Raw genomic sequence first — 18,235 nt, forward strand, 5'->3', positions numbered from 1 at the left:
CAATTTATATGAAATTATCAATCAATAACTTCGTAGTTTTAATTACAAAAAATAAATAATAAAGAAAGAAAAAAGAAAGCGTAATTTTTAACAGTGCCCAGAATGTGTTTTTTTAACATCAAAAAAAAATGTAGTTGCACAGCTATTTTTCTTATAGAAGTAGAGACAAGGCAACATAAGCAATTCATAATTATTGCACCGCAACATTTACTCAACTCTAAAATCAATTACTCTAGCTTTACTTTCTCACAAATTTGTGCAAAGCAACATCAACCTCGCCTGCGTTTTTGTAGCTAATTTACGTAAAGCTGCTGCACACAAAAAGGCTTAAAAAACAATGAGATCATAAACACTTGACAAGATTTACAACTCATAAGATTAATCATCTCCATCGTTACATTTTGTAGTGTGTAACGAAACGTCATTCAACCTAAAACCACCAAAACTTACAAAAAGTGGTCAGGTTTAAAGTACAAAGTACATACCAATGTCTTTGCGCGAATGACACCATTTCAACTGAGAGGATGGAGATCTTTACATGTTTAAACTAAAGCACTTTGCAGTCGCTGCTTTGCCAGTTGCTGTATTCGCATCTTTTAGTTATGCCGCACCGGCATGGCAAGAGGGCACGACCTACAATGCAGGCACCGTAGTGAGTTACAGCGGTCATGATTATTCAGCGCTAGTCACTCACACCGCCTACGTTGGTGCAAACTGGAATCCTTTAGCAACGCCAACGCTATGGAAAGATTTAGGTGCTTCTTCTGGTTCAGTAGCAACGCCAACACCTACGGCAACCGTAGCACCAACAGTAAAACCAACAACGGCACCGACAACCGCACCAACGGTAACCCCAACTACAACAGCAGCGACAGGAGCGTGCACTGCCCCAGCCTGGAGCAGTACTGCAGTGTATACCAACCAAACCGTGAGCTATAACGGCCGCAATTTCCAAGCGAAATGGTGGACGCAAGGCAATACGCCAAACGCAGCGGAAGTGGATGGACCATGGCGTGACCTAGGTGCATGTGTTGGCACAGCAACGCCAACGCCTGTGGCTCCGACAGCGACACCGATTGTGACGGCTACTCCAACGGCAACACCAGTCGTTACCGTAACACCAACGACAACGCCAGTCGTCACCGTAACACCAACGACAACGCCAGTCGTCACCGTGACGCCTACGGCAACTTCGGTTGTTACAGTCACCCCATCTGCAACCCCAGTTGGTCCAACGCCAACATCGGTACCATCAACCGGTGGCAAAGAAGTCGGCTCATACTTCGCACAATGGGGCGTTTACGCTCGTGGTATGGAAGTTGCCGATATGGTCAGCAATGGCTCGGCAGCCAAAATGACTTACCTGAACTATGCCTTCGGTAATATTCAACCGAAAAATAATGGTTACGAGTGTGTCGCGGGTTACGACAAGCTCGAATCGGGTGCAACAACACCAAAAGCACCGGATGCAGGTAGCGGTGGCGATGCATGGGCTGATTATGGCCGGACTCCCGCGCGTCAAGTTTCAGGTGGCACGCCAATTACATGGGAAACACCTTTAGCAGGTAACTTCCATGAATTGCAATCGCTGAAAAAAATGTACCCCAATATGAAGATCTTTATTTCATTGGGTGGCTGGACTTGGTCGAAATGGTTCTCCAATGCAGCGCAAACCGATGCTTTGCGTAAACAACTCGTTGCATCATGCTTGGATATTTACATCAAGGGTAACTTACCACTGTACAGCGGTCGCGGTGGCCCTGGCACATTAGCCAATGTATTTGACGGTGTGGACATCGACTGGGAATTCCCTGGTGTAATCGGTCAACCGTACAACACCGTTTCCGCGAACGACAAACGTAATTTCACGCTGTTGATGGCTGAATTCCGTGCGCAGTTGGATGCGTTGAGCAAAGCCAACGGCAACAAGAAATACTATCTGACTGCAGCGATGTCAGCGGGTAAAGATAAGATCGAGCAAACTGAACCTGCGGAATACAGCAAGTACCTCGATTTCATCAACTTGATGACGTATGACTTCCACGGCGGTTGGGAATACACTAGCACGACGTATATGGATGCCGCGTACGAAAATAACGCCAATCCAGCGGCGAAAACCGACTTCCATTCGAATCTGTACGCAGATCCAAATGGTCCAAACTACCTTGATCCGAAAACCGGTCAACGTGGCGTAGCATCGTACTACACGATTGATGATTCAGTGAAAAACCTGATCTCAGCAGGCTTCCCGGCAAATAAAATCATCGTTGGCGTGCCATTCTACGGTCGTGGTTGGAGCGGTGTACCAAACGTGAACAACGGTCTATACCAACAAGCAACAACACCAGCGCATGGCACTTATGAAAACGGTATCGAAGATTACAAAGTGCTCGTGAATGCGCCAGGTACGGTATATGTTCACCCGGTAACGAAACAATCTTGGAAATTTGATGGTTCTACATTCTGGTCGTATGACACACCAGCAGTCATCCAAACTAAGATTGATTACGTGAATGCCAACAACCTAGGCGGTATGTTCAGCTGGTCACTCGATGGCGATGACAAATCAGCCACGTTGATGAACGCGATGAGCAAAGTTCGCAAATAATGCAGCTCATTTGAAATTAAAGTTCGCTACCACCCCCTCCTAAATGGAGGGGGATAGCCGCGAGAAACACAAGGGTCAAATCTGTATTGCACAGATTTGGCCTTTTTTCCATTTGCTCACCCTCAACAGCACTCTTAGACAAAAAAACCCAGTGCGTTACTGCTCTACACTTTGATGTGCTTATTTAACTTCAAAACACTCACTTCAGTATTGCCCATCAAGGCAAGATTTGAGCCACTCAACCAGCAACTATTTAAATTGCCATTCCTATGCAGAAATAAAAACACCCCAAACCGAAGTCTTGGGGTGTCGTTCACACAGCTTGAATTTATTGATTAAGTATCAATAAATCGCATATTAATAGCGATAGTGCGCTGGCTTGTAAGGCCCTTCTTTTGGCACATTGATGTAAGCCGCTTGCTCATCGGTCAACACCGTCAATTTCGCACCGATTTTCTTCAAGTGCAAACGCGCCACCATTTCGTCCAAGTGTTTTGGCAACACATAAACGCCAACTGGGTATTGATCCAATTTGGTGAACAATTCGATTTGCGCCAACACTTGGTTAGCAAACGAGTTAGACATCACAAAAGATGGATGGCCTGTACCGCACCCCAAGTTCACCAAGCGACCTTCGGCCAACAAGATAATACGTTTGCCATCTGGGAATACGATGTGATCCACCTGTGGCTTAATATTGTCCCACTCGTATTGACGCAAGCTAGCCACTTGAATTTCGGAGTCAAAGTGACCGATATTGCAAACAATCGCGTTATTACGCATACGCACTAAGTGCTCGTGCGCGATCACGCTCACATTACCGGTAGTCGTTACGAAGATATCCACTTGATCCGCAACGTCATCGATCGTCACCACGCGGTAACCTTCCATCGCCGCTTGCAAGGCGCAAATCGGGTCGATTTCAGTCACCATCACCGTTGCGCCCAGGCCACGCAATGATTGCGCACAACCTTTACCCACGTCGCCGTAACCCAGAACCAACGCCACTTTACCAGCAACCATTACGTCAGTCGCACGTTTGATTGAGTCAACCAAAGATTCGCGGCAGCCGTAGAGGTTGTCGAATTTTGACTTCGTTACCGAATCGTTCACGTTAATCGCTGGGAAGGCCAATTTGCCTTGCTCATGCATTTGGTACAGACGGTGAACACCGGTCGTGGTTTCTTCAGTCACGCCTTTGATCGCCGCCAAACGCGTTGAGTACCATTTTGGATCTTTCGCGATTTGCGCTTTGATCGCCGCGTACAGTACGGTTTCTTCTTCGTTGGTTGGATTAGCCACCACACTGAGGTCGCTCTCAGCACGTGCGCCCAAATGCAGCAGCAAAGTCGCATCGCCACCATCGTCCAAAATCATATTGGCGTGTTCACCGTTCGGCCACTCGAAGATCTGGTGTGTGAATTGCCAGTATTCTTCCAGCGATTCGCCTTTAAATGCGAACACGGGTGTGCCTTGGCCATTATGACCGTTCAACGCGATTGCCGCAGCAGCGTGATCTTGCGTCGAGAAAATATTGCACGACGCCCAACGCACTTCTGCGCCCAAAGCTTGCAAAGCTTCGATCAAAACGCCAGTTTGAATCGTCATATGCAGCGAGCCGGCAATACGCGCGCCTTTCAATGGCTGCTGCGCTTTGAATTCGTCGCGTACAGTCATCAGACCAGGCATTTCTGTTTCTGCGATGTTCAGCTCTTTGCGGCCCCAGGCGGCAAGGCTAGTATCGGCTACGTGAAAATCTTTGAATTCGGCCACGATAATACTCCATGTGGCCGGGTCGATGCTCACCGTCATCGAACCCGGCAGGGTTTGAACGAAAGGTGAGCGCCGTTGGATGGGATAGTACCGAGCCTGACTCACGCGACCTGGATAAGGCCGGCGGCTGCAGCGCCCCTCGGTGCCGAGATTTTAGCGTAAAAACCGCCATTTCGCAGCAGATTAAACGGTCAAACGGTCGACTAACGGACAGCAATCGGGCTAGGCGGCAGGCAAAGCACGGCCGCCGCTGGCAGCCTGTGCGATCTGGGCAGTCGCTTCCGCATCTGCCAGCACTGGGCGCAGGATGATGTGTAGCGAGCCCGCTTTCGCCTCTTCAATCAAGGTATCGGGTGCTGCGTCTTGTTGAACAAAGCCTGCAGCTAAATACATTGGCAACGCATCCGCCGTCACCACCGCCCAACATTCCTCACGACCAATCCAACGTCCTAGTTGCTGTAATAAAAGTTGCAGTACCACTTCATCACGCGTCACTACGCTATCGAGTCGAATCAAGCCGCGCGCCATCACCACGCGCAGCCCTCCGCATAACTCATCACCTTCTTCGGCCAGCAACACCATATCGGCCAGCGTGGGAGCGGCTTGGCCGGCATCAGTAAACCAAGTGCTCAATTTGCGGTATTCGGCAGGGGAAGCCAGTCTGGTTAAAATCGACATTTTGAAACTCCTACAAAGTAAAAAGGTGGACCTTAAGTCCACCTTTTTATCACTTCAGACCAGCTGCTGCTTTGAGCTGTTCGACCTTATCGGTGCGTTCCCACGTAAAATCGGGCTCTTCACGACCAAAATGACCATAAGCTGCGGTTCGGCTGTAAATTGGGCGCAGCAAATCGAGCATTTTGATAATGCCTTTCGGGCGCAAATCAAAGTTCTCTTGAATAATTTCGACGATTTTCTCGTTCGGAATCACACCCGTACCCCAAGTATCCACCATGATCGACACCGGTTTCGCCACACCAATCGCGTACGACACTTGCACCAAGCATTGCTTTGCAATACCCGCGGCAACGATATTTTTTGCCACATAACGCATCGCGTACGCAGCCGAACGATCTACTTTCGATGGATCTTTACCCGAGAAAGCACCGCCGCCGTGTGGCGCAGCGCCGCCGTAGGTATCAACAATAATTTTACGGCCAGTCAAACCGCAATCGCCCATTGGGCCACCGATCACGAAACGACCGGTTGGGTTCACCAGAAACTTGGTGTTTTCAGTAATCCATTCGCTTGGCAAAACTGGCTTGATAATTTGCTCAATCACGGCTTCTGATAATTGCACGTGCGACACGTCTGGATGGTGCTGAGTCGACAACACCACGGTATCAACTTCTTTGACTTTGCCAGTTTCACCATCATAACGCAGCGTCACTTGTGATTTCGCATCCGGACGCAACCAAGGCAAGCGACCATCTTTGCGCAATTCGGCTTGGCGTTGCATCAAGCGGTGCGAGTAATAAATCGGCGCGGGCATCAATTGCGGCGTTTCATCGCACGCATAACCAAACATCAAACCTTGATCGCCAGCACCCATATCCAAATCAATGCCTTCGCCTTCGTTCACGCCTTGAGCGATATCGGGCGATTGCTTGTCGTAGGCGACCAAAACGGCACACGTTTTGTAATCAAAACCAATGTCAGAATGATCGTAACCAATCCGTTTGATCGTATCGCGAGCGATTTGGATGTAATCGATATTGGCATGCGTGGTAATTTCGCCGGCCAATACCACCAAACCAGTATTCACCAAGGTTTCAGCGGCAACACGAGCGTGTTTATCTTGGGCGAAAATCGCATCTAAAATCGCATCCGAAATTTGATCGGCGACCTTATCTGGATGACCTTCAGAAACGGATTCAGAAGTAAATAGAAAATCTTTCATTGGGAGGATTACCTTCGGTTACATGACCACAAAGGGCCAATCGCAGCTACAATCTAGGTCTTCATTCGACTGAACATCCATATGCTACTGACGTTCTGTAAATTATTAGCTAAATTGCCACTGCCCTTGTTGCAAGCACTAGGCTGGCTCATCGGTTGGCTGGTTTGGCTGGGCAGCGCCCGCCATCGCAAAGTACTCACCGCGAACTTGAAACAAAGTGCAATTGCGGAAAATGAGCTTGATTATAACCGATTACTTCGCTCAAGTATTCCTGCCCACGGCATTGCTGCATTAGAATTTTTAGTGCACTGGATGAGACCGATTCCTGAACTAGTGGGAATGGTCAAAGAAAAACGCGGCTGGGAGCATGTTGAAGCCGCGCTCACCACGGAACGACCCATTATTTTTGTGTCGCCACATTTAGGGGCACTTGAAATGGTAGGAGTATGTATTGCAGGCTTAATCCCTAAAAAGCTTGCACCGCTATACCGCCCACCTAAGCAATCCTACCTTGAACCACTGATGATTTACTCACGCTCACGCAGCGGCGCAGAGCCCGCTCCGGCCAATGCGTCGGGCGTACGCGTGTTACTCAAAACCCTCAAGCAAGGTGGCGTAGCTTATTTATTACCCGACCAAGTTCCGGGTGGCGGCGAAGGCGTTTGGGTGCCATTTTTTGGAAAAACCGCGTATACGATGACGCTGTTTTCCAAAATGGTGAAATCGAGCAACGCGATTGTACTGCCCTGTTATGTCGAGCGGCTTGGCATTGGCCAAGGCTATCGCTTTCACATTCAGCCTTTTGTCGGCGAACTCAATGGCGAAGCCGAGCACGACGCAACCTTGCTCAATCAAAACATCGAAAACTTGATCCGACAGATACCAGAGCAATATTTCTGGAGTTATAGCCGCTACAAACACCCTGCTGGTGCGCCACTACCGCCCGGCGAATCTAGCCGCTCAGCCATTTTTTAACATTACATTGTTCAAGGCGCTCATCGCGCCTTGCGGAGTCGGTATGAAATTCAAATTTGCCTCAGCGCTGCTTTGGCTGCTGCACCTTATTCCTTTTCGCGTCATGCAATGGATCGCGGTTCCACTCGGTTTGCTGCTATTTTTTATAGTGGGGCGCCGCAGAAAAGTAGGCTTGACCAATCTGCAGCTGTGCTTTCCCGAATGGAGCGAGGCGCAGCGCCGCAAGGTATTGCGCCAACATTTTATCGATATGACTAGCTCATTACTTGGTTACAGTATCTTGCTACACGGCAGTGAAAGCAGGCTACGCAGGCTAATACTGCGAAAAGACTTTGAAAATTGCCAAGCAGTGCACGACCGCCCAATTATCATGCTGGTTCCGCATTTTTTAGGCTTGGATTACGGCGGTTTGGCCTATACCATCGATTACCCTGGCAGCAGTATGTATGCCGAGCAGCGCGGCGTATTTCATGAGATTAGTCTCAAAATTCGCTCACGCTTTAACGACCCAATCCTGATTAAACGTAGCGACGGCATTCGCCCGATTGTTCGCACACTCAAGTCCAAATTACCGTTTTACTACCTGCCCGACCAAGATATGGGGCCACAACAATCGATTTTCGCGCCGTTTTTTGGTATTCAAACGGCGACGTTGCCGATGCTGGGCAAGCTAGCCGAAATGACGGGTGCAGTAGTGCTGCCGGTGATTACTACGATAGGCAAAGGCCAAATCATTTCGCGCTATTACCCCGCATGGGAAAACTTCCCGAGTGGCGACATGCTGGCCGATACGACGCGAATGAACCAATTCATCGAAGACATCGCCCGCGAGCATCCGAGCCAATATTATTGGCTGCACCGCAGATTTAAGACTCGACCCGAAGGTGAGGCTAGCGTTTATTGAATCAACGCCAAAATTTGGCAATGTAGATAGCAAACGATACAATTACATCAAATTTACAAAAAATCAAATAATGGCTCAAAAAACCCTAGTATTACTCGCACTCTCCTTTCTTTTTGCTGCAATACTAATGATTCAATTCGGGCCACCTAGGATTAAGTATTGGTTCACAGACCGTTACGAAATTTATTTCGCGCCCGAATTTACCCTACCTCCCGATGCAACTGAAGCCTTACCTCAAGATGAAGTAATTCGTGAATACAAAACACGTGGCTTCAAGCTCACTTGCTACGGAGGATTACACCGAGAAGAAAAAGTCAACGCCAGCAATGACTATCTATGCTGGGCATTCACCAAACAAGCGTACAACAATATACCAGCCAAAATGGTGACATTCTTTTTCAGCCAAGGAACACTCAACGACGTCCGTGTTGAATTTCCTGAGTCATCACACCCGGCTTTAAAAGACTACCTACTAAAACGCCTAGCTCGCTTCCCACGCCATCACTGGAAAAAAGAGACCGATATTTTTGGTGAAAGACTAGTCAGTTGGATTACACCCAATGGGATTATCACCGTCAGCGAACAAGCAACAAAAAATCAACCCATTATTTTGCTGTGGAACAATCACAAACAGCCAAAATCACTACCAAAAATACAAACCATAGAAAAGATCTAACTGCAAAACACTCCTTTCTATGATCCCGTTCAGAAGAGCATCGATTAATCATCTCGCCAGTGTTTGCTATGACCATGACCTCGACGATGTTCATTGCGATAATAGCGATCGCGATAAGCCTCACGATACCAACTGTCTTTGACAAAATAGACGGGACGATCACACGCACCATAGGCTGAGCAATGACGACTCCAATGCTTGGTATGCCCCGGGGGTACACGTAAATAAAGCGGTGGATAACTATACCTCGATTGATGAATCACAATCGGGCGCTCATAAATCACTTGTGGTTGATAACGCTGACCCATATCGATGCGGCCATAAAAATCAGGATCGCCCAGTTGAATGGATACGCCGACATTGGCGGCGCTGACATTCCAAGCGACTGCACTGAAACAAAGCGCAGCGAGGAATTGGCTGTATTTGATTTGCATGACATTTCTCCTTGAATCAAACTTGCAACCCACAGTATCAAGGAGTTGAACTGAATCGATCATGAATAAACGGCAATAAAAAACCCCGCTACAGTAGCGGGGTTTTTGCTGGCTTAAACCGTTTAAGCTAATTGGCCGTGGCAATGTTTGTATTTCTTGCCTGAACCACAAGGACAAGGATCATTACGGCCTACGCCTGAAAATTGCACTTTAATACCGCTATTTTCTTGCATCGCCGCCATCAAGGCTTCACGAATCCGGTCTTCATCACCGCTCGCCAAGATTTCCTCTAAATCAGTATGCGAGAATTGCATCGCTGACTCTGGCACTTCGTGCTGTTGAACTTCTGGCAAATCTTCTGGACCACGAATTTGCACGGTCATAATGATTTTCAACACATTGCGCTTGATGTTATCGAGCAAGCTAGAGAACAGCTCGAACGCTTCGCGCTTGTATTCTTGCTTCGGATTTTTCTGCGCGTAACCGCGCAAATGAATCCCTTGACGCAAATGATCCAATGCCGACAAATGATCGCGCCAATGTTGGTCAACGTGTTGCAGCAAAACTGAACGCTCAAAGTTGCGGAAATTCGTCTCGCCTGCTTGCTCGACTTTGCTGTCGTAAGCCGCTTTCGCAGCCGCCAATACGCGCGCTTTCATCTCATCGATGGTCAGTGAAGTTTCATTTTTCACCCACTCAACAACATTCACGCCAATATGCATTTCAGCCAACTCGGCTTCAAGGCCTTCGGCGTTCCACAACTCTTCCATTGAATTCGGAGGAATGTATTGGTCAAACAAATCACCAATCGCACTATCACGCATTGCATTGATGGTCGCGGAGACTTCTTCGCTTTCCAAAATCTCATTACGTTGGCCATAAATGGCTTTACGTTGTTCGTTGGCTACATCATCGTATTCCAACAATTGTTTACGCATATCGAAGTTGCGGCCTTCGACTTTGCGCTGCGCCGATTCAATCGCACGCGACACCATACCCGCTTCGATCGGCTCGCCTTCTGGCATTTTGAGTTTGTCCATCACGTAGGCAACGCGATCACCAGCAAAAATCCGTAGCAGCGTGTCTTCAAGCGACAAGTAGAAACGGCTCGAGCCTGGATCACCCTGACGACCAGAACGACCGCGCAACTGATTATCGATACGACGAGAATCATGACGCTCAGTACCGATAATATGTAAACCACCCGCAGCTAAAACGGCATCATGTTTCACTTGCCATTCCGCTTTCAATTGAGCGATTTGCGCCGCTTTTGCTGCCGCATCCAAGCTGTCGTCGTGCTCGATTTCTTTTAATTCACGCTCGATACTACCGCCGAGCACGATGTCGGTACCACGACCGGCCATATTGGTGGCAATCGTCACTTGGCCCAAAGCACCGGCTTGCGCGACGATTTGCGCTTCTTTCGCATGATGCTTAGCATTCAACACATTATGTGCAATGCCATCGGCAGTCAAAATACCCGACAACAATTCAGACTGCTCAATCGACGTGGTGCCGACCAGAGTTGGTTGGCCGCGCTCTACGCAGCCTTTGATGTCAGTAATAATTGCTTTGTATTTTTCATTCGCCGTTTTAAACACTTGATCTTGACGATCTTCACGCTGCATTGGTTTATTGGTCGGAATAATCACCGTTTCCAAACCATAAATTTGCTGGAACTCATAAGCTTCGGTATCGGCCGTACCAGTCATACCCGCTAATTTAGAGTACATGCGGAAGTAGTTTTGCAGCGTAATCGTCGCCAGCGTTTGATTTTCTTGCTGGATTTCAACGCCTTCTTTGGCTTCAACGGCTTGATGCAAGCCTTCAGACCAGCGACGACCGGACATTAAACGACCAGTATGCTCGTCAACGATAATAATTTCGCCGTCCATCACCACATAGTGCTGGTCTTTATTAAACAGCGAGTGAGCGCGCAGTGCGGCGTTTAAATGGTGAATTAAGCTAATGTGTGCCGCGTTATAGAGGTTATCGCCTTCTGGCAACAGACCCATTTCGGTCAGGATAGCTTCTACTTTCTCATGACCGGCTTCAGACAACATCACCGTATGGGCTTTTTCATCCACCCAGTAATCGCCCTCACCTTCTTCTTCAGTTTGTGCGGTCAGTTGGCCTGGAATACCGTTCATCGCCATGTACAAATCGGTATTGTCGTCTGCTGGGCCAGAAATAATCAGTGGCGTACGCGCTTCATCGATCAAAATCGAGTCGACTTCGTCGACAATCGCAAAGTTCAAGCCACGCTGAACTCGCTCGCCAACTGAAAACACCATATTGTCGCGCAAGTAGTCAAAGCCAAACTCATTATTGGTACCATAAGTAATGTCGCACTCATAAGCGGCTTTTTTGTCTTCATGCGCCATTTGGCCCAGATTCACACCGCAAGTCAGCCCCAAAAATTCGAACAACACCGCCATCGTGTCACGATCACGCTTGGCTAAGTAATCATTGACAGTAATCACATGCACGCCTTTACCCGACAACGCATTCAGGTAAGCGGCCAAAGTAGCAACCAGAGTTTTACCTTCACCGGTGCGCATTTCGGAAATCTTGCCTTGATGCTGAACCAAGCCACCAATCAGCTGAACATCGAAATGACGCAATCCCAAACTACGTTTGGCACCTTCACGGCACACCGCAAAGGCTTCGGGCAGGATTTGATCAAGAGTTTCACCCTTGGCTAAACGGGCTTTGAATTCTTCGGTTTTGGCGCGGAGGGCTTCATCTGTCAGCGCAGCCATGGTCGGCTCAAGCGCATTAATCTGCTTTACGATGGCACCGTATTGTTTGAGCAAACGGTCATTACGGCTTCCGAAAACTTTTTTAAGCAGAGTTGAGATCATCTTGTGCTACCAGTTGTTGAGCCTTTATTTAGGCTTTTTTAATAAAGTACATCGGCGAATTAAATAACTATTACGCCTATGTGGTTCCACCCTGAAGGAATTTCAAGCTGACACGCAATTCTTTCACTGCTGCGCGACGGCCATCTTACTTGAATCAATAAATCGCAATGGATTTTGCGCAACGCCGCGATAACGAATCTCAAAATGTAGATGCGGCCCTGTCGATCGCCCAGTGCTACCTAACAAAGCCACAGTATCTCCCACCTTGACGGTATCACCTACTTTCACCATCAAACGGCTGGCATGAGCATACCGACTCGTGAGGTCGTTGCCATGATCAAGCTCAATCATATTACCATATTGAGGGTGGTAAGCTGCATAGACAACCTTACCTGTCGCCGCGGCTACCACAGGTGTGCCGGTGTCGCCTTGATAATCAACGCCTTCATGAAACACCTGCGCGCCCGTAAACGGATCAACTCGCCAACCAAAACTAGACGATTGTGGGGCAATCGCCATCGGAGAATGACGTGGCAAATGTTCTGATTGCGGTGTCAATAGCACGGCCTCAGCCAAGGTAAGCTGATCAATCAGCGCACTCATTTTGCCATCGGTGGAACCCAACAATGCTTGGAGCCCACTCAAAGAAAATGATTTGCCTGGCTGCTCAAAGCCTCCTTGCGGAACCGCTTTATTGCTCAGAAAGGGTTTAATATCAATTCCAGTTTTATCGCCAACCCGAGTCGCCAGTCCATCTAAACGTGTCAGTTTGGCTTGCAGTTCGCCAACTTGCACTGCCAAAGCATCAATTTCGCTTTGCCTAGCGTGCTGGCCAGGCATCAAGCGCAATAATGGCTCAACGCGATTCGGGGCAAACAACATCCCCAAACCAAATGCCGCAGCACCGATTAATAGCGTTAAAATGAGCCCCAAGGCCAATAATTCACGCTGTCCCAGCGATATAGCCTTATCCAGCCGATTGGAAACTAAAATAATGTTCATGCCTTGCTCCGCTTATGCAGCGTAAAAATACTTCTTTCGATGAGTTACTGAATCGAGACCACTCGCTCAAACGCCTTGTGCGACAAGTGGATACTCTGAATCAAATTCTGGACATTGTGAAAAGCGCGTTAGCTCCAGAAGTCGCGAATGTCTGCCAAGGTGTTGCATGGGCTGGCAGTGAGTTAATGATTGCGGTGCCATTTAGTGCCGCAGCCACGCGAATTCGCCAAGCGGCACCCGATATTTTGCGCGCACTCGATGCGGCAGGTTGGCACGCTACCGCAATTAGACCGAAGGTGCAAGTCGCGCTGCAACACGGAAATCCGATTCAAACCAAGAACTTACACATTCCCGACACTGCAAAAACAGCGATTCAGGCACTCAGTCAACAGGTCGATGACCCAGCCCTCAAGCAAGCACTCGCGACACTACTAAAGCATCACAGTGGTAAAAAATAGTACCCAATTTAGCCGATTCACGCCTTACACAGCGATTTGTAATACGATGTCGTCCTATTTTGAGGACACCACTGGAATCAAGCACAATGCTTTATTTATTGCGCAAAGCTAGCAAACTCATCTTGCTGATCATCATCGTGATTGGGCTCACATTATTGGTCGGCAGGCTGCTTGAATTACGCAGTTTTCCTGACCTTGAACTTTGGCATACCTACACTCCCAAAGAGATGAGTATTGCGGAGCTTGACCAAGCCAATTGGCGTGACTTTATCCAAGCGGAAACACAAGTTTTTGAGGCTGTCCGCACCGAAGTCACAGACAAACTCCCTGCTCACGCGCAAACCCCATTCAATCGCTACTACACCAAAGGCAGCATCTATCCGGCAAGCTTTAAAACCGATTGGAATCGCTCCTATGTACTGGAACCGAACGGCAAGCCTAAAGGCGCTGTAGTTTTATTGCATGGTCTAACTGACTCCCCCTACAGTATGCGCAACATCGCACAGCGCTATGCCGCGCATGGCTTTGCTGCAGTTGTTATCCGCTTACCAGGCCACGGTACGGTACCCGCCGGATTAACCAATGTCGGATGGGAAGACTGGATGGCCGCCACCCGACTGGCCGTTCGTGAAGCAAAGCGCCTAGCTCCCGCCGATTTGCCACTGCATCTTGTGGGCTATTCCAATGGGGGCGCGCTCGCGGTGAAGTACGCAACGGATGCTTTAGAAAACCCCGCTCTTGCTCGACCTGATAGGCTGATTTTATTGTCACCCATGATCGGCGTGACACGCTTTGCGCGCTTTGCTGGCGTGGCAGGCTGGCCTGCCGTATTGCCGGCATTTGCCAAAGCCACATGGTTGAGTGTGGTCCCTGAATTTAATCCATTTAAGTACAACTCATTCCCTGTCAACGGAGCCCGCCAGTCATATCGTCTGACTGAAGCATTACAAGCACAAATTGCTGAGCTCGCCACCAACGGCAAACTCAATGACATTGCCCCGATTACAACGTTTCAATCGTTGCTCGACTTTACCGTCAGCACCCCTGCAATTGTCTCAGCTCTATATGCACACTTACCGGAAAACGGCAGTGAATTAATGTTGTTTGATGCCAATCGCTCAATCAATTTTAACCCCCTGCTCCGCCCAAGCACTGAAATGGCACTTTCAGAAATGTTGCCTAGCACACCAAAACAATACCAAATCAGCGTGGTTGGGAATGATGCCAGTGAAAAAAATAGCTTAAACACCGTACTTCGCACATTTGCACCGGGAGCAACCACGGCAAGCCAGCGCCAGCTCGACATCCAATATCCTGCCGATATTTTTTCGCTGTCCCATATTGCAGTACCGTTCCCGATGGATGATCCACTGTACGGCGTAAATCCACGCAAAGATGAATACTTCGGCATTCAGCTTGGTACCTTGGCACCGCGTGGTGAGCGCGGCGCACTGATGGTCAGCATGGATTTTATTACCCGTATGTCGGCCAATCCGTTTTATCCGCTGATGCTGGAGCGAATTGAAACGGATATCCACAATCCAAAACCACCAAAAGGCAAAGCTAGCGAGCGCCGCGCCCCTGCTGTGGCTCCGAAGTTAGATCCGAAAGAATTTTTGCGGCTGACTGAACCTCAGGCGGCGGATCAGATCTAGCTACGACTCTGCGCTCAAGATATGTATTTTTTCTTATGCCTAATGGTAGCGGTCAGTAGCGGCCTCACGTTCAAAGCCTGTCTGTTTTATGGGCAATATGTACGCTGGCCACAGACTCCACAAGAGCTAATTGAGTGGCGTATGCGCTGGAGTAGTAAACTTATTGTTGGTTTATGGGTAGCAATTTGGTTGCTCGGCGGACTCAGCAAACCGATGGGTACGCTTTCGAACACTGGCTTGATCATTTGCCTAATTGCCAGCATGCCGGTAATTATTTTTATCTTGCTTTGGTTTGGCGAGCAGCAAAAAAATACCCAAAAAAAACGGGCACCCAAGGTGCCCGATCAAATACAGGGAGAGTGATGAACAAAATGGAATCAAGTATTTTGCGCATACACTCTTATGAACTTGGGTTGCACGATTGGTTCCACAATGGCGAGTGTGAAAATTCACATTTTAATACAGCCCTAGACCGCTTTTTTTGCTGACAAACCACAAAATCGTCACCGACGCCGCTTATAATCCAAGCCCATCGAAAACCCACTTGAGCAGCAGCTAGCATGGATCCAATTTTGTTATTTCATTCCCTCATCATGGGCTTGGTTGAAGGAATTACCGAATTTCTGCCGATTTCTTCAACGGGTCATCTGATCCTCACTGGTGATTTACTGAACTTTCTGTCGAAAGACAAACGCAATGTGTACGAGATTTTCATTCAGCTCGGCGCAATGCTCGCAGTGATCTGGGAATATCGCGCCAAAATTGGTGCGACGTTTCAAGGCGTGAGCCAACCCGGTAATGAACGCAACTTGCTATTGGGCATCGTCATTGCGTTTATTCCCGCAGCCATCATGGGCAAATTATTTTCTGATCAAATTAAAGCCGTACTGTTTAATCCAATTGCAGTGTCGATTGCCTTTATCGTCGGTGGTTTTATTATTTTGTGGGCAGAAAAACGCCAACACAAAATCACAGTACCGACAGTCGACGACATCAGCTTAAAAGACGCGATTAAAGTGGGTCTGTGTCAATGCTTGGCTTTAATCCCCGGCACAAGCCGCTCGGGTGCGACGATTATCGGCGGGATGTTCCTCGGTTTGTCGCGTAAAGCAGCGACCGAATTCTCGTTTTTCCTCGGCATTCCGACTTTGGGTGCGGCGTCGATTTACAGCTTAATCAAACATCGGCATGTACTCGACAGTGCCGATTTTGGCGTGTTCGCGGTGGGCTTTGTTTCATCATTCATTTTTGCTTTTATCGCCATCCGCGCTTTGATTAAATTTATTTCGACGCACACCTTTATCGTCTTTGCTTGGTATCGAATTGCCTTTGGCTTGATTGTGCTCGCGACTTGGCATTTTGGCTGGGTAAATTGGAATGCAGGCTAGTTGGGTATTGCCCTGTAAAAATCAATATTTAAAGCCTACCAAGCAATACCCTTAAGAATCAGCCGCCCACAGGGCGGCTTTTTTATGCTTTGCTAACAGATAAGCATTGCGCACTGAAAACCTTTTGCAAATCACAGCGCCATTGACAACTTTAATCGCAAGGCCGCAAACAGAAATTCAACGCCACCGTAAAAATCTAAGCTCCATCAGCAATAATCGTTGTTCCCAAGTAGCCCGCAGGCGCAGTTTTGCGGCACACTGTTTGATTACTCAATTTATTGATCTCGCATGATGACTGCTCAGCGCCGCAAAGGTCTTTTTTTAATTGTGCTTTCCGCCTTCGCGTTTGGCTGGATGCCGATTTTTGGTAGCTGGGCCTACGCCGATAGCGGCGTGGATACGCAAGGTTTGCTACTGATTCGCTTTAGTTTGGCTGGGTTGGTAATGGCTACGGTAATGTTACTTCGTCTCGCAACATGGCCGCGGGGCCGAACCTTGCTCGGGCTGATCGCGATGGGCGGGATCGGCTATGTGGGGCAAGCATTTTGTTATTTCTCGGCGCTGCGCCACGGTTCAGCGGCGTTGGCGGCGCTTTTGCTTTACGTGTATCCCGTTTTGGTCACTTTGGCTTGCGCGTTTTGGTGGAAGGAAAAGCTATCTCCTCGCACTTGGGCGGCACTGGCTTTAGCCTGCGTCAGCCTCATTCTCACCATTGGTCCGGCGGGTGGACAATGGCTGGGCGTGGCGTTTGGCCTATCGGCAGCGGTCATTTATTCGGGCTACATTATCGCGGGCAGTCGCTTGACTCCTTTAGTTGGTGCTTTACCCGCTGCCACCGTGGTGATGCTGTCCGCAGCATGCTGTTTATGGCTCAGCACCTTGTGGAGCACACCAAGCTGGCCAAGCAGCAGCACCAGCTGGTTAGCGGCGATTGCGATTGCGCTCCTCTCCACCGTGGTGGCGATTTTTGCTTTTTTAGCGGGCTTGGATTATCTGTCTGCTAGCGAAGCTTCAACTTTATCGACGCTAGAACCCGTCATCAGCGTCTTGCTCGCCGCGCTGATTTTGGGTGAAAAGCTCTCGGCGTTGCAGTGGCTCGGTGGTATGGGTATCTTGATTGCCGCAATATTAATCGCACTCGCTCCCGTCATACCCGCCCCCGAATAACACAACAACATTTGCAAATTACTGTAGCGGCATCGTGTGCATCAGTTGATCAGCTTCAATACTGGCAATCGCCGGATCGAGTGCGATTTGCTGCAGCACCGGTTGGAGTTTTGCAGCGCTTTGCGCAGGCTTTAATTGTGCAACATAAAACCCGCCACCCAATTCACGCTCAAACTGCATAGGCAATTGATAGCGTTGCGCCAATTGCGTCAGCGCCTGTTCTGGCGCGGCCGGCTTGGCTTTAAATTGCACAATCACGCGTTCAACCATCACCACGGGTGCACTATCGGCCGTGGCGCAAGCCACCATCAATAAACTGCAACTCAGGCTCAGCATGCCACGTTGCAAAAGTTTAATTCCGCGATTTAACATGGCTCTCTCCAGTGGGTCTGCAAATCAATACAAATCCACCGTCGCCCAAGGACGACGGT

General features: G+C 48.8%; 15 protein-coding genes and 1 riboswitch. Of the genes, 8 read left to right on the forward strand and 7 right to left on the reverse strand.

Features of this window, described 5'->3' with window-relative positions; translation table 11 throughout:
* Nucleotides 1-538 precede the first annotated feature (538 nt).
* Nucleotides 539-2,608, forward strand: a complete 2,070-nt coding sequence (locus GM173_RS11525) for a glycosyl hydrolase family 18 protein (RefSeq protein ID WP_203571530.1) — start codon at nucleotides 539-541, stop codon at nucleotides 2,606-2,608.
* 357 nt (nucleotides 2,609-2,965) lie between these two features.
* Here GM173_RS11525 and ahcY read toward each other — a convergent pair whose 3' ends face one another.
* From ahcY to metK, 3 genes are all read right to left on the reverse strand, one after another.
* Nucleotides 2,966-4,381 carry an adenosylhomocysteinase gene (gene ahcY, locus GM173_RS11530; protein WP_444542501.1) on the reverse strand — a complete coding sequence of 472 codons (1,416 nt, stop codon included), beginning with the start codon at nucleotides 4,379-4,381 and terminating at the stop codon, nucleotides 2,966-2,968.
* Between the two features lie 60 nt (nucleotides 4,382-4,441).
* Nucleotides 4,442-4,528: riboswitch (S-adenosyl-L-homocysteine riboswitch) on the reverse strand.
* A gap of 75 nt (nucleotides 4,529-4,603) precedes the next feature.
* Nucleotides 4,604-5,059, reverse strand: coding sequence for a hypothetical protein (locus GM173_RS11535; RefSeq protein ID WP_203571532.1), 456 nt, complete (start codon nucleotides 5,057-5,059; stop codon nucleotides 4,604-4,606).
* Nucleotides 5,060-5,108: 49 nt separating this feature from the next.
* Nucleotides 5,109-6,281 (reverse strand): methionine adenosyltransferase, encoded by a 1,173-nt coding sequence (metK, locus tag GM173_RS11540; RefSeq protein WP_203571533.1) that lies wholly within the window; start codon nucleotides 6,279-6,281, stop codon nucleotides 5,109-5,111.
* An 81-nt stretch (nucleotides 6,282-6,362) separates the two neighbouring features.
* On the opposite strand from metK, the gene GM173_RS11545 reads away from it, so the two are divergent.
* From GM173_RS11545 to GM173_RS11555, 3 genes are all read left to right on the forward strand, one after another.
* On the forward strand, nucleotides 6,363-7,256 hold the full coding sequence (locus GM173_RS11545) for a lysophospholipid acyltransferase family protein (RefSeq protein WP_203571534.1): 894 nt from the start codon (nucleotides 6,363-6,365) through the stop codon (nucleotides 7,254-7,256).
* 43 nt (nucleotides 7,257-7,299) lie between these two features.
* Entirely contained in the window at nucleotides 7,300-8,160 is an 861-nt protein-coding gene (locus GM173_RS11550) for an LpxL/LpxP family acyltransferase (RefSeq protein WP_203571535.1), read from the forward strand.
* A 70-nt stretch (nucleotides 8,161-8,230) separates the two neighbouring features.
* Complete coding sequence (locus tag GM173_RS11555) at nucleotides 8,231-8,836, forward strand: hypothetical protein (RefSeq protein WP_203571536.1); 606 nt, start codon at nucleotides 8,231-8,233, stop codon at nucleotides 8,834-8,836.
* A 44-nt stretch (nucleotides 8,837-8,880) separates the two neighbouring features.
* On the opposite strand, the gene GM173_RS11560 is transcribed toward GM173_RS11555, so the two are convergent.
* From GM173_RS11560 to GM173_RS11570, 3 genes are all read right to left on the reverse strand, one after another.
* On the reverse strand, nucleotides 8,881-9,270 hold the full coding sequence (locus GM173_RS11560; protein ID WP_203571537.1) for a hypothetical protein: 390 nt from the start codon (nucleotides 9,268-9,270) through the stop codon (nucleotides 8,881-8,883).
* 122 nt (nucleotides 9,271-9,392) lie between these two features.
* Nucleotides 9,393-12,134 carry a preprotein translocase subunit SecA gene (gene secA / locus GM173_RS11565; RefSeq protein ID WP_203571538.1) on the reverse strand — a complete coding sequence of 914 codons (2,742 nt, stop codon included), beginning with the start codon at nucleotides 12,132-12,134 and terminating at the stop codon, nucleotides 9,393-9,395.
* Between the two features lie 123 nt (nucleotides 12,135-12,257).
* On the reverse strand, nucleotides 12,258-13,136 hold the full coding sequence (locus GM173_RS11570; protein WP_203571539.1) for a M23 family metallopeptidase: 879 nt from the start codon (nucleotides 13,134-13,136) through the stop codon (nucleotides 12,258-12,260).
* Between the two features lie 14 nt (nucleotides 13,137-13,150).
* Between GM173_RS11570 and GM173_RS11575 the strand changes: the two genes are divergently transcribed.
* The 4 genes from GM173_RS11575 (at nucleotide 13,151) to GM173_RS11590 (ending at nucleotide 17,804) form a co-directional block, all read left to right on the forward strand.
* Nucleotides 13,151-13,594, forward strand: a complete 444-nt coding sequence (locus tag GM173_RS11575) for a DciA family protein (protein ID WP_203571540.1) — start codon at nucleotides 13,151-13,153, stop codon at nucleotides 13,592-13,594.
* 86 nt (nucleotides 13,595-13,680) lie between these two features.
* On the forward strand, nucleotides 13,681-15,249 hold the full coding sequence (locus GM173_RS11580; RefSeq protein WP_203571541.1) for an alpha/beta hydrolase: 1,569 nt from the start codon (nucleotides 13,681-13,683) through the stop codon (nucleotides 15,247-15,249).
* Nucleotides 15,250-15,809: 560 nt separating this feature from the next.
* Complete coding sequence (locus GM173_RS11585; protein ID WP_203571542.1) at nucleotides 15,810-16,637, forward strand: undecaprenyl-diphosphate phosphatase; 828 nt, start codon at nucleotides 15,810-15,812, stop codon at nucleotides 16,635-16,637.
* A 288-nt stretch (nucleotides 16,638-16,925) separates the two neighbouring features.
* Nucleotides 16,926-17,804 carry a DMT family transporter gene (locus tag GM173_RS11590; RefSeq protein WP_203571543.1) on the forward strand — a complete coding sequence of 293 codons (879 nt, stop codon included), beginning with the start codon at nucleotides 16,926-16,928 and terminating at the stop codon, nucleotides 17,802-17,804.
* A gap of 18 nt (nucleotides 17,805-17,822) precedes the next feature.
* Here the strand turns inward: GM173_RS11590 and GM173_RS11595 are convergent, their stop codons facing one another.
* Nucleotides 17,823-18,176 (reverse strand): hypothetical protein, encoded by a 354-nt coding sequence (locus GM173_RS11595; protein WP_203571544.1) that lies wholly within the window; start codon nucleotides 18,174-18,176, stop codon nucleotides 17,823-17,825.
* Between the last annotated feature and the right edge of the window lie 59 nt (nucleotides 18,177-18,235).

This window comes from Deefgea chitinilytica (assembly GCF_016881405.1).
In the GTDB taxonomy this organism is placed as follows: Bacteria; Pseudomonadota; Gammaproteobacteria; order Burkholderiales; family Chitinibacteraceae; genus Deefgea; species Deefgea chitinilytica.